This window comes from Pseudomonas sp. Irchel 3F3 (genome assembly GCF_900187545.1).
GTDB lineage: Bacteria > Pseudomonadota > Gammaproteobacteria > Pseudomonadales > Pseudomonadaceae > Aquipseudomonas > Aquipseudomonas fortuita.
Genome location: NZ_FYDS01000002.1, coordinates 158,912 through 171,524, shown reverse-complemented (window position 1 = coordinate 171,524; position 12,613 = coordinate 158,912). Strand labels below are relative to the sequence as shown.

Annotated in this window: 11 protein-coding genes; 6 read left to right on the top strand and 5 right to left on the bottom strand. The window is 63.0% G+C overall.

What is annotated here, in order from left to right; translation table 11 throughout:
* The first annotated feature begins 9 nt into the window (after positions 1–9).
* The 3 genes from CKW35_RS04230 to CKW35_RS04220 all read left to right on the top strand — a co-directional run bounded on the left by CKW35_RS04230 (position 10) and on the right by CKW35_RS04220 (position 3,034).
* A complete protein-coding gene (locus tag CKW35_RS04230; RefSeq protein WP_024717556.1) occupies positions 10–1,401 on the top strand; it encodes an LLM class flavin-dependent oxidoreductase in 1,392 nt (463 codons plus the stop codon).
* A 106-nt stretch (positions 1,402–1,507) separates the two neighbouring features.
* The gene (locus tag CKW35_RS04225) at positions 1,508–2,344 is read left to right on the top strand and encodes a bifunctional allantoicase/(S)-ureidoglycine aminohydrolase (protein WP_060518220.1); all 837 of its coding nucleotides are present in this window, start codon (positions 1,508–1,510) and stop codon (positions 2,342–2,344) included.
* A 90-nt stretch (positions 2,345–2,434) separates the two neighbouring features.
* The gene (locus CKW35_RS04220; protein WP_095115179.1) at positions 2,435–3,034 is read left to right on the top strand and encodes an START domain-containing protein; all 600 of its coding nucleotides are present in this window, start codon (positions 2,435–2,437) and stop codon (positions 3,032–3,034) included.
* A gap of 155 nt (positions 3,035–3,189) precedes the next feature.
* On the opposite strand, the gene CKW35_RS04215 is transcribed toward CKW35_RS04220, so the two are convergent.
* Both CKW35_RS04215 and CKW35_RS04210 read right to left on the bottom strand, forming a co-directional pair.
* Positions 3,190–4,617, bottom strand: coding sequence for an amino acid permease (locus tag CKW35_RS04215; protein ID WP_024717557.1), 1,428 nt, complete (start codon positions 4,615–4,617; stop codon positions 3,190–3,192).
* Positions 4,618–4,960: 343 nt separating this feature from the next.
* Positions 4,961–5,383, bottom strand: coding sequence for an Lrp/AsnC family transcriptional regulator (locus tag CKW35_RS04210; protein ID WP_016499380.1), 423 nt, complete (start codon positions 5,381–5,383; stop codon positions 4,961–4,963).
* 191 nt (positions 5,384–5,574) lie between these two features.
* Here CKW35_RS04210 and CKW35_RS04205 point away from each other — a divergent pair, with 191 nt between their 5' ends.
* Both CKW35_RS04205 and ctlX read left to right on the top strand, forming a co-directional pair.
* Positions 5,575–6,627, top strand: coding sequence for an ornithine cyclodeaminase (locus CKW35_RS04205; RefSeq protein WP_016487397.1), 1,053 nt, complete (start codon positions 5,575–5,577; stop codon positions 6,625–6,627).
* Between the two features lie 25 nt (positions 6,628–6,652).
* Positions 6,653–7,606 (top strand): citrulline utilization hydrolase CtlX, encoded by a 954-nt coding sequence (gene ctlX / locus CKW35_RS04200; protein WP_049870359.1) that lies wholly within the window; start codon positions 6,653–6,655, stop codon positions 7,604–7,606.
* An 87-nt stretch (positions 7,607–7,693) separates the two neighbouring features.
* Here the strand turns inward: ctlX and CKW35_RS04195 are convergent, their stop codons facing one another.
* Together CKW35_RS04195 and ggt are read right to left on the bottom strand one after the other, a co-directional pair.
* Positions 7,694–8,575 carry a LysR substrate-binding domain-containing protein gene (locus CKW35_RS04195; RefSeq protein ID WP_016487399.1) on the bottom strand — a complete coding sequence of 294 codons (882 nt, stop codon included), beginning with the start codon at positions 8,573–8,575 and terminating at the stop codon, positions 7,694–7,696.
* Positions 8,576–8,619: 44 nt separating this feature from the next.
* Positions 8,620–10,410: a gamma-glutamyltransferase gene (gene ggt, locus CKW35_RS04190; protein WP_016487400.1), complete on the bottom strand. Its 1,791-nt coding sequence runs from the start codon at positions 10,408–10,410 to the stop codon at positions 8,620–8,622.
* 116 nt (positions 10,411–10,526) lie between these two features.
* Here ggt and CKW35_RS04185 point away from each other — a divergent pair, with 116 nt between their 5' ends.
* Positions 10,527–11,177 (top strand): ankyrin repeat domain-containing protein, encoded by a 651-nt coding sequence (locus CKW35_RS04185; protein WP_024717558.1) that lies wholly within the window; start codon positions 10,527–10,529, stop codon positions 11,175–11,177.
* 140 nt (positions 11,178–11,317) lie between these two features.
* Here CKW35_RS04185 and pobA read toward each other — a convergent pair whose 3' ends face one another.
* A complete protein-coding gene (pobA, locus tag CKW35_RS04180; protein WP_016487402.1) occupies positions 11,318–12,505 on the bottom strand; it encodes a 4-hydroxybenzoate 3-monooxygenase in 1,188 nt (395 codons plus the stop codon).
* Positions 12,506–12,613: the final 108 nt, after the last annotated feature.

Here is a 12,613-nt window from a genome sequence, read left to right as displayed (position 1 = left end):
GCAACTGACATGCCCCGCCCGATCCGCTTCAATGCGTTCAGCATGAACGCCGCCAGCCACCAGTCCCCCGGCCTGTGGCGCCACCCACGCAACACCAGCGTCGCCTTCAACCGCCTGAGCTACTGGACCGACCTGGCCCGCCTGCTGGAGCGCGGCCTGTTCGACGCCCTGTTCATTGCCGATGTGCTGGGTATTTACGACGTGTACCAAGGCGGCCCTGAGGCCGCCCTGCGCGGTGGCGTGCAAGTGCCGGTCAACGACCCGCTGCTGCTGGTGCCGGCCATGGCCGGGGTCACCGAGCACCTGGGGTTTGGCGTGACCTTCTCGCTCACCTACGAGCACCCCTACCCGTTCGCCCGGCGCATGTCCACACTTGACCACCTGAGTAACGGCCGGGTCGGCTGGAACATCGTCACCGGCTACCTCGACAGCGCTGCACGCAACCTCGGCCTGGCGCGCCAGCTGGGCCACGATCAGCGCTACGACCTGGCCGAGGAGTACCTGCAGGTGCTCTACAAGCTGTGGGAAAAGAGCTGGGACGATGACGCGGTGCTGCTGGAGCGCGACAGCGGGCGCTACATCGAGCCAACCCGGGTGCACCCGATCAACCACGTGGGCGAGCACTTCCAGGTGCCCGGCATGCACCTGTGTCAGCCGTCACCGCAACGCACGCCGGTACTGTTCCAGGCCGGCGCTTCGGCACGCGGCCAGCAGTTTGCCGCGCGCCACGCCGAATGCGTGTTCATCAGCGGCCCAACCCCTACAGTGTTGCGCCGCTACGCCGATGGCATTCGCCAGGCCAGCGAAGCCGCCGGGCGAGGTCGTGATGAAGTGCTGATCTATGCCCAGGCATTGCTGATTGTCGCCCCTACCCGGGAAGAAGCCGAGGCGCGGTTCGCCGAATACCGTCGCTATGTCGACCTAGACGCGGCCTTGGCGCTGCTGTCGGGCTGGACCGGCATCGACTTTGCCGGCCTCGACCCTGATGCGCCGATCGAATACGTCGAAAATGACGCCGGGCGCGCTGCCCTGGCGGCGTTTACCGCCGCTGACCCGAACCGCCGCTGGACCGTGCGCGAGGCTGCCGAGTTCGTTGGCCTGGGTGGTCGCGGCCCGGTACTGGCAGGTTCTGCCAGCGAGGTGGCCGACCAGCTGGAAAGCTGGCTGGACCAGACCGGCATCGACGGTTTCAACCTGACCTACGCCGTGCAGCCGGATGACCTGGCCAACGTGGTCGAGTTGCTGGTGCCCGAGCTGCAACGCCGCGGCCGCTACCCTTCGAGTTACACCGAAGGGACCTTGCGCCAAAAATTGTTCGGTCAAGGCGATCGACTGCCGGAAGCCCACGCCGGGCGCCAGGTCGACATTCAGCGATCAAATACCGGGTATTCCAACATTTAATTTGTGGATGGCACGCGCTCGACCCTATTCTGTGGCCACATCCCCTGCGCCGCACCGGCCGGTGCGGTTCACGGCATGGGGAGAGAACAACAAGTCGAGATTGTCCATGTCGAACCATTCGTACTTCGCCCCCCACGGTGGGCACCCGGCTCAAACCGAGCTGCTGACTGACCGTGCCATGTTCACCGAAGCCTATGCCGTCATCCCCAAGGGCGTGATGCGTGACATCGTCACCAGCCACCTGCCGTTCTGGGACAAGATGCGCATGTGGGTCATCGCCCGCCCGCTGACCGGTTTTGCCGAAACCTTCTCGCAGTACATCGTCGAGCTGGCCCCGGAAGGCGGCAGCGAGCGCCCCGAGCTGGACGCTAACGCCGAAGCCGTGGTGTTCATCGTCGAAGGCGAACTGGACATCACCGTGGAAGGCAAGCACCACACCTTGGTACCCGGCGGCTATGCCTTCCTGGCGCCAGGCGCCGAGTGGAGCCTGCGCAACAACAGCAAGTCCAACGTCACCTTCCACTGGCTGCGCAAGCACTACCAGAAAGTCGAGGGCCTGGACGTACCGGAATCGTTCGTCACCCACCGCGACAACGCCACCGTCATCGAGATGCCGGGTACCGAAGGCCGCTGGAAAACCACCCGTTTTGTCGACATGGCCGACATGCGCCACGACATGCACGTGAACATCGTCACCTTCCAGCCGGGCGGCGTTATTCCGTTCGCTGAAACCCACGTGATGGAACATGGCCTGTACGTGCTGGAAGGCAAGGCGGTGTACCGCCTGAACCAGGACTGGGTTGAAGTGGAAGCCGGCGACTTCATGTGGCTGCGCGCCTTCTGCCCGCAAGCCTGCTACGCCGGCGGACCTGGCAACTTCAGCTACCTGCTGTACAAGGACGTTAACCGTCACGTGCACCTGACGCTGAACCCTAAGCGCTAAGCCCAGGCTGATGCCCGCAAGCCCGCCAACCTGGCGGGCTTTCTGTTTGCCGCGCATACTCAAACACCCATCCCCCGCGCGGTGCCGGCCATGAACCGCTGCCTGCTGCTCACTGCCCTGCTGCTGTGTACCCCTGCCCCGGCCGCCGATGAGTGGAACCTGGCCTATGACCGCGAAGGCATTCGCGTGTACCTGAGCAGCGCGCATGACACGCCCTACCAGCAATTTCGTGGTGTAAGTACCATGAAAGCCAGCGTGCGCACCCTCACCGACCTGCAAGAGAACCTGCGGGTAGCCTGCAAATGGCTATACGCCTGTGACCAGATGCGTTTGCTGGAAGTGGATGGCGCCAATACCTGGGTGTACCTGACCACCAACCTGCCGTGGCCGACGATGCCGCGGGACATTGTGCTGAAAGTCACCAGCGAACGCCTGGACGACGGCACCCTGCTGCGGCACCTGAGCGCCGAGCCTGACAGGATTCCCAAGGTTGACGGCCTGATCCGGGTGCAGCATCTGCGCGGTGAGTGGCGCATGAAACCCCTGGGCGAGCGCGAGACGGAGGTGACCTACCAGTTGCAGGCCGACCCTGCCGGCGATGTGCCCGGCTGGCTGGCCAACCGGTTTGTGGTGGATGCGCCGGTGGTAACGTTGCGTACGTTGCGGGCGGTTGCTGAACGCCAGCCCTGAAGAATGCTGGAACTACCTGTCCTGGCCGCTGTAGCAGATCGCCAGCCCTTTTGGACTGCTGTGGGAGCGGGCTTGTCCCGCGAAGGCAACCCTGCGGTGCCTGGCACCGGCTTTGCCGGTGTTCGCGGGGCCAGCCCGCTCCCACAGAGCACCCGCTAAATCAACGAATCAGCAGTAGCGCTCTGCGGTTGGGCAGAGGCCTTGGTCCTGCGCCGATAGGCCAGCAACAGGCCCGCATACCACAGCGGCATCACGTACAACGCCGTGCGGGTGTCCGGTTCCAGCACCAGCAGGCACAGCACGAAAATCAGGAATAGCTGCGCCAGCGCGGCGGTGACCTTGCCGCCCGGCAGCTTGAACCTGGACTGCTCATGGGCCTGCGGGTTCTGTCGGCGGTAAGCAAAGTAGGACAGCAGGATCAGCGACCAGGTAACGATGATCATTACCGCAGAAATGGTCGACACCAGGGTGAACACGGTCATCACTTCCGGGATCACGAACAGCAGCGTCAACGCAATCGCCATGCACACCCCGGAGAATACCAGCGCCCGCACTGGCGTACCCGACCCGGACAGGCGCCCGAACGCCTTCGGGGCCTGTTGTTGATGCGACAGGCCATAGAGCATGCGCGAGCCCGAGTAAACGCCACTGTTGGCCGACGATGCCGCGGAGGTCAGCACTACGAAGTTGATGATGCCAGCAGCAGCGGGCAACCCGCCAAGCAGGAACAATTCAACGAAGGGGCTGCGGTTGGCTGGCACATTGGCCCAGGACACCACACTGATGATGCACACCAGCGAACAGATGTAGAAAAGCAGGATACGCACGGGGATGGTGTTGATCGCCTTGGGCAGGGTCTTTTCGGGGTCTTTGGCCTCTGCCGCTGCGGTGCCGATCAGCTCGGTGCCGACGAAGGAGAAAATGGCGATCTGGAACCCGGCGAGGAAGCCAAGGATGCCATGCGGCATGACCACGCCGGGGGCCACCAGGTGGCTGAACGATGCCGTCACCCCGCCCGGCGAGGTATAGGAGGTGGCGACCATCACCAGGCCGGTTACCACCAGCAGCACGATGGCGACGATCTTGATCAGGCCGAACCAGAACTCCACTTCACCAAAGGCCTTCACCGCCAGCATGTTCAGGCCCAGCAACAGGAACATGGTGCCGAAAGCCGGTAGCCAGGTAGGCACATCGGGGTACCAGTACTGCACGAACCCTGCGACCACCACCACGTCGCCCACCGCCGCCACCACCCAGCTGAGCCAGTACGACCAGCTGAGAATGTAACCGGCCCGCGGCCCCAGGTAGTTGTGCACCAGGTCAGCGAACGATTCCATCTGCAGGTTGGCCAGCAGCATCTCGCCCATGGCGCGCATGATGCAGAACACAAAAAAACCGATGATGGCGTAGACGAGGATGATCGAAGTGCCAGACAGCGCAATGATCTTGCCCGAGCCCATAAACAACCCGGTACCAATGGCACCACTGATCGAAATAAGCTGTATGTGTCGGTTTTCCAGCCGTCGCTTGAGCACTCGGCCCTCTTGCGGAGCAGCGCTTTGCGCATTGCACGTTTGATGCATAGTCGACCTCTTATTCTTTTTTGGTAAAACTTCAGCGCCCCGCGCCGCACCATGTAAGTGGCACTAAGGTGCAGGTTCCCTGTCATTGAAAATGATAAAAGCGCAGGTAATAACGAAAACGGACACTCACGCCCGGTGCAACTTAGCTGCGGGCTTTTTTATTGTTTGAAACGCACCCTGGTTGGTGCGCCTTGTACCGTTGCACGAAAACAGTTTCATTCTGCCAGTGGCCCGGGCCAAGCGGAACGCTACAGAATGCGCACAGCCAAAGGGATTTTTTGCACTGTGGAAAGCCTGGGTGACAGTTTGCGCAATGCGCCTTTCAAAAGGCCTGACCCCGCGGTCACATCTTGTAGGTGGAGAGCAGGATGCTGGTCTCGGTATTCTCGATGTGCGGAATGGAGCGAATGGTATTCAGCGCCCGGTCGAACGCTTCAAGGGTGTCTGCGCGCAGCTCTGCCATCAGGTCCCAACGGCCATTGGTGGTGTGGATGGCGACCACGTTGGGGTGCCCACGCAGCGCGTGCTTGACCTCTGCAGCGTGGTGGCCGCTGATGCCTATGCTGGTAATTGCCCGCACGCCCTGGTCCAGCGCATCGGAGCGCAAACGTACCGTGTAGCCAATGATCACGCCCTGCTCTTCGAGCCGGGTGATGCGGTTTTGCACCGTTGCCCTGGCCACCTTGAGTTTTTTTGCCAAGGTCAGCACGGGAGTGCGTGCATTGTCCCGCAACAGCGCAATCAGTTCCCGATCGATAGTGTCCATATGCCTGCCAAATAATCAGATTGCTACTTTGGGGTGGCAGATTGTCTAGAAAGTTGGCGAAACTGGCAACCTGCATTCTTCCTGTTGACGCCACCTTTCATCAAAATGTTCGAGCCGGCGACACTTCGATAATCCTAAGCGCTCACCCTGCAATATCCAGGGCGCAGCGCACAATAACAAGGTGCAAGAGCATGACGTATTTCATTGATGTTCCAACCATGTCGGACTTGGTGCACGACATCGGCGTAGCGCCGTTCATAGGTGAACTGGCTGCGGCCATGCGTGAAGACTTCAAACGCTGGCAGGAGTTTGATAAATCCGCACGGGTTGCCAGCCACTCGGAAGTGGGTGTGATCGAACTGATGCCGGTCGCCGACAACAGCCGCTACGCCTTCAAATACGTCAACGGCCACCCGGCCAACACCGCACGTGACCTGCATACGGTGATGGCCTTCGGCGTACTGGCCGATGTCGACACCGGCTACCCGGTGCTGCTGTCCGAACTGACCATTGCCACCGCCCTGCGCACTGCGGCCACCTCGCTGATGGCAGCCCAGGCACTGGCCCGACCGAACTCGCGCAAGATGGCGCTGATCGGCAACGGCGCGCAAAGCGAATTCCAGGCGCTGGCGTTCCACAAGCACTTGGGCATCGAAGAAATCGTCGCCTATGACACCGACCCGCTGGCCACCGCCAAGCTGATTGCCAACCTCAAGGAATACAGCGGCCTCACCATTCGCCGGGCCGGCTCGGTGGCCGAAGCGGTAAAAGGCGTGGACATCATCACCACGGTCACTGCCGACAAGGCCTACGCCACCATCATCACCCCGGACATGCTCGAACCTGGCATGCACCTGAATGCCGTGGGGGGCGACTGCCCGGGCAAGACCGAACTGCACGCCGATGTGCTGCGCAACGCCCGGGTGTTCGTCGAGTACGAGCCGCAAACCCGTATCGAAGGTGACATTCAGCAGCTGCCCGCTGACTTCCCGGTGGTTGACCTGTGGCGTGTGCTGCGCGGCGAAACCGAGGGGCGCCAGAGCGACCGCCAGGTCACCGTATTCGACTCGGTGGGCTTCGCCCTGGAGGATTACACCGTACTACGTTACGTACTACAGCAGGCCGAAAAGCGCGGCATGGGCACGAAGATCGACCTGGTGCCATGGGTGGAAGACGACCCGAAAGACCTGTTCAGCCACACCCGCGGCCGTGCTGCCAAAAGCCGTATCCGACGCGTTGCTTAACCCTGCTCTCAACCCGGTATTTCTCATGGCATTTCCAACGCGTTCGATTCAAGCACCTGCAGCAGTGGTCATGGTCAGGCCACATGCGTTCACCCCCAACCCGGAAACCGCAGCCGACAACTCGTTCCAGCGCAGCAGCCCCGGCCTCGCCGCACAGGCGCTCGCCGAGGTTGCCCGCGATGAAGTCACGCAGGCCGCCGGTCGCCTTGAGGCCGAAGGCGTGCGGGTACACCTGTTCGATGATTTCGGCGAACACAACACCCCGGACTCGGTGTTCCCCAATAACTGGTTCTCTACCCACCCCGGTGGACACATCGCAATCTACTCGATGTATTCGCGCAACCGCCGCCGCGAGCGGCGCGCGGATGTGATCGAGATGCTCAAACATGAGTACCGCGTGCAAGATGTCATCGATTATTCAGGGCTGGAGCAAGACGAACTGTTTCTTGAAGGGACCGGCGCCATGGTCTTCGACCACCTGTCGCGGGTGGCTTACACCGCACGTTCCAACCGCGCCGACCCGATCGCCCTCGAGCGCTTCAGCACGCACTTCAACTTCGAGCCGATGGTGTTCGACACGGCCGACGAGCAAGGCACGCCGATCTACCACACCAACGTACTGATGTGCGTGGCGACCGAATTTGCACTGGTGGGTTTTGGCACGTTCACCAACAAGGCGCGGGCCGAGGAAGTGCGCATGCGGCTGATCGAATCGGGCCGCGACGTGATTGACCTGAGTAACCAGCAGATCAGCCAGTTTGCCGGCAATGCCATCGAGCTGTCCGGGCGTGACGGGCGAATCCTGGCACTGTCACGCAAGGCCTTCGACAGCCTGACCGGTGAGCAACGCCAGCGCATCGAGCGCTCGGCGCGGCTGGTGCCGCTGGACGTGCCGACCATTGAGATGGCCGGCGGCTCAGTGCGCTGCATGATCGCCGGCATTCATCTGTCGCCACGCCTCGCTGCGGCTTGCGCCTGACCCATCAACCGTCGGCCGACTCGATCTTCTGTGGGAGCGGCCCTGCCGGGGCGCCCCACAAAGACCGCGTCAGTTCGTCAGGCCGGCTCAGATCCCACCGCCCGCCAGCAGTTGTGTCATGACCTCGGCCAACGCCTTGACCATCACATCCGCCGTCGGCCGGTGGACGATGACGATTTCATAGCTGTCGACCTCCGGTAGCCCCTGCCCTGCCCCCAGCACCCGGTGCTCGCCCGTAGCCGCCCTTGGTGGCAGCAGGCTGATGCCCATGCCATCGGCAACTGCCGCCTGGATACCGCTGAGGCTGGAACTGGTGAAACTGATGCGCCAGCGCCGGCCCATGCTTTCGATCGCGTTGATCATGTCTTCGCGGTACAGGCCGCGCGGCGGGAAGGTCACCAGCGGGATCGGGTCCAGCTCAAAGGCGGGGGTGCGCGCACTGTCGATCCATTGCAGGCGCTCGGGCCAGCAAGCCACGCCCTCCCGGGTGTTGCGCCGCTGCTTGAGCAGCACCAGGTCCAGTTCACCGTTGTCGTAGGCCTGGCTGAGGTCGCGGCACAGGCCGCTGGTCACTTCCAGTTTCACTTGCGGGTGCAGCCGGCTGAACGCCGACAGCGCATTGGTGGTGCGCCCGCCAACGAAGTCCTCGGGCACGCCCAGGCGTACGGTGGTGCCCACCATCGCCCCGGCCAGGGCTTCGAGCATCTGGTCATTCAGCGCCAGCATGTGCCGGGCGTAGCCGAGCAAGGTCTGCCCGGCGTCGGTCGGTAGCACATCGCGGTTACCCCGCACCAACAGGCGATGGCCGACCATGTCCTCCAGGCGGCGCACCTTTTGGCTGATGGTCGACTGGGTCGAGTGCAGGCGCGCCGCCGCCGTGGTGAAGCTGCCGCAATCGGCCACCACCACGATGGCGCGTAGCAGGTCGAGGTCGAACAGGGCTCTATTCGATTTCACGCTGATAGACATGTTGGTATTCAACTGCTGAATGGCAAGACTGCGTTCTATCACGGCTAGTCGCCAAGGGCCACACCTTCACGCCGAGGATCGGCGCCACCGGACCAGCCATCGCCGCTGCGCTGGATGATCTGCATGCCACTGGTCATGGTCATCGGCGTGACCTCATGGCCCCAGGCTGCCAATTGGCGGATCAGCGATGGGCTGGCGAGCCCGGCTTCCACTTCGGTGCCGGCATTGCGGCTGCCGAAGTTGGGCAAGCCGGCCGCCTGCTGCGGGTCGAGCTGCCAATCCAGCAAGCCGATCAGCGCCTTGTTCACGTAGCCGATGATCTGCGAGCCCCCTGGCGAACCAAGGCTGGCCACAAGCTCGCCAGAGGCCCGCGAAAACACCAGCGTGGGCGCCATCGCCGACAGTGGCCGCTTGCCCGGCTGCACCCGGTTGGCCACAGGCTTGCCGTGCTCCTGAGGGATGAACGAGAAGTCCGTCAGGTGGTTGTTGAGCAGGAAGCCCTTGACCATCAGGTGCGAACCGAACGCGGCCTCCACCGAGGTGGTCATGGCCAGTGCCTGGCCGCTGTCATCCACTGCGCTGAGGTGCGAAGTGGAAATGCGCAAAGGCGAGCGATCAGGCGCCAGGGCCAGGTCGGCGCCTGGCGGTTGGCCCGGGCGAGCGCGCTTCATGCTGTATGCCCCAATCTGTGCTGCCCGGCGGGCCAGGTAGGTGGCGTCGGTCAGGGCCTTGACCGGGACCGGCACATAATCGCTGTCGGCCAGGTACTGAGCGCGGTCAGCATAGGCCAGGCGCTCGGCTTCGGCGATCAGGTGCACGGCCAGCGGCGATGCCTCCAGGCCTGCCGGGGACGCGTTCGCCAGCGGCCGCAACGCCGCCAGATCGCGTTGTGGCGTGGTGCGCTGCACGGCTTCAAGCATGCCCAGCGTCTGCAACACCGTCACCCCGCCCGACGACGGCGGCGGCATGCCGCAGATGCGCCAGGCCTTGTAAGGGCCACACACCGGCTCGCGCTCCTTGGCACCGTACCGCTCGAGGTCTTGCAACGACAAATAACCGGCATTGGCATGGCTGCGCACCTTGGCCACGATGGCCGCGGCGATTTCACCGGTGTAGAACGCCTGGGGACCGTGCGCGGCAATTTGCTCGAGCGTTTGCGCAAGTTCGGGGTTGCGCAACGTTGTACCCACTGGCAGCGGCTTGCCTTTTTTATCCAGGAAGTAGCGAGCCATGGCCGGTGAATGGGCAATATACGGGTCACCGGCCACCAGGGTGTGAAGGCGCTCGGATACCGGGAAACCGCTACGTGCCAACGCAATGGCCGGGGCAAAGAGTTGCTGCCAAGGCAGCTTGCCGTGCTGCTCGTGAGCCAGCTTCAGCGCGCGCAAAACCCCGGGCACCCCCACTGAACGCCCGCCGATCTGTGCCGACCTGAAGGGCATCGGTGAACCATCGGCTTGCAAGAACAGCTTTTCCGTTACCTGCGACGGGGCTGCCTCGCGGCCGTCGAAAGCCTGCACGCGCTTCCCGTCCCAGTAGAGGATAAAGGCCCCACCCCCAATGCCACTGGATTGCGGCTCGACCAAGGTCAGCACCATCTGCATGGCGATGGCGGCGTCAATGGCACTGCCACCGGCACGTAACATCGCCCGCCCCGCTTCACTGGCCAGCGGGTTGGCGGCGGCGGCCATATGCCGGTTGGCGTGCACCGGCTGCAGGCCAGTGCGGTAGCCGGAGGCCCGTTCGGGTGGCGCGGGCAACACGTGATCGGCACAGGCCCACCCACTGGCGATCGCCAGGCACAGCGCGCTCATCACCGGTGCGGAGAACTTCATCGTTTTGCTTCCTGCCTTGTCTATTCAGCAGACCACTGTCGGTCATGCGCAAACTTAACTTCAAGACTTGGTGCGATTTTTCTAGGATGCAGGCAGGCCAATCCGGAGCACACCCCATGCGTAGACCCGTCGCAGCCATGCTGTTTGCCCTGTTCACCAGCCTTGCCGCCCACGCCGAGAACACCACCATGGACTACCGCCTGCACACCGCCGCCCGCCACAACGACGTGCACACCCTGCAACAGTTGCTGGCGCAAGGTGCCCAACTGGAAAGCCGTGATGAGCAAGGGCGCACTGCCCTGCTGGTGGCCACCCACGCCAACCAGGTGGCGGCGGCGCAAGCGCTGATCCAGGCCGGTGCCGATGTGAACGCCGAGGACAATATTGCTGACAGCCCTTACCTGTATGCTGGCGCCCGGGGCCTGAACGATATACTGCGGCTGACCCTGAGCCACGGTGCCGACCTCAAGAGCACCAACCGATACGGGGGAACTGCGTTGATACCGGCGGCCGAGCGTGGGCATGTAGAAACAGTGCAGATGCTGATCGATGCCGGGGTGGACGTGAACCACTTGAACCGGCTGCACTGGACCGCGCTCATGGAGGCAGTGATTCTGGGGGATGGCGGACCGCGGCATGTGGAGATTGTGCGCCGGCTGCTGGCGGCAGGTGCGGACCGGCAGATTGCCGACCAGGAGGGGGTCACCGCGCTGGAGCATGCGCGCCAGCGAGGGTATCGGGAGATGGAGGCGCTGCTGGCCCAGTAGGCAAGGTTTGCAGGGCACGGGCTTCGCCCGTGATCGCCGGCAAGCCAGCACCCACATTGGCCGCATCGTATTCAAGTCATGTGCAGTACCTGTGGGAGCTGGCTTGCCGGCGATGGGGCCAGGACAGGCAGCACAGAAACTCAGACGACTTCTTCGTACGGCAGCCCCACATAGTTCTCGGCAATGTTCAGCAAGCCCGCCGCGGAGTTCAGGAAGTACTCGCGGTCAGCCTCCTGCATCTTCTGGTCCCAGGCATCCTTTTGGCTGCCGAAGTCATGCAGCAGCTGGGTCATGAACCAGCTGAAACGCTCGCCCTTCCACACCCGGCGCAAGGCCAGCGGCGAATACTGTTGAAGCAGGTCGATACGCCCTTCGCGGTACACCTTGACCAGAATGCGGTAGAGGTAGTTGACGTCCGAAGCTGCCAGGTTCAGGCCTTTGGCACCGGTGGGTGGGACGATGTGCGCAGCGTCTCCCACCAGGAACAGGTGGCCGTACTGCATGGGTTCGACCACCAGGCTGCGCAGCGGCGCAATACTTTTTTCCAGGGCTGGGCCGGTCACCAGATCCGCCGCTACGTCAGCGGGCAGGCGGGCTTTCAGTTCGTCCCAGAAACGCTCGTCAGACCACGCCTCGACACGGTCCTGCAGAGGTACCTGAAGGTAGTAGCGGCTGCGTGTTTGCGAGCGTTGGCTGCACAACGCGAAGCCACGCGCATGGTGGGCATAGATCAACTCGTGATTGACCGGCGGTGTGTCCGACAGCAGGCCCAGCCAGCCAAACGGGTAAACGCGTTCGTATTGCTTCAGCACGCCCTCGGGGATGCTTTGCCGGGAGACACCATGGAAGCCGTCACAGCCGGCGATATAGTCGCAGTCCACCCGGTGCACGCGGCCATCTTTTTCGTAGGTCAGATACGGCTTCTCGCCCTTCAACTCATGCGGCTGGACATTGCTGGCAGCATAGATGATCGGCGCGCCGCTGGCTTCGCGGGCCTGCATCAGGTCACGGGTGACTTCGGTCTGGCCATACACCATCACCGTCTTGCCACCGGTCAAGGCCTTGAGGTCCAGGCGTTGACGGCGCCCGCCAACCAATAGCTCGACCCCTTCGTGCACCAGGCCTTCACGGTCCATGCGTTCGGCCACACCGGCTTCGCGCAGCAGGTCGACAGTGCCTTGCTCCAGCACACCGGCGCGGATGCGGCCAAGGACGTACTCGGGCGTCTGGCGTTCGACGATGACGTTATCGATACCGGCCTTGTGCAGCAGTTGGCCCAGCAGCAGGCCAGACGGACCTGCACCAATAATTGCAACCTGAGTTTTCATTGTTGTTGTCTCTTTTCGGACGATGCCGGCCCTGGACTGGCAGTGGGGCGGCATCTGCTGTTAGGGTTTGCCTTTGCATTTTTACTGGCAAAAACTGCCAACTAACTG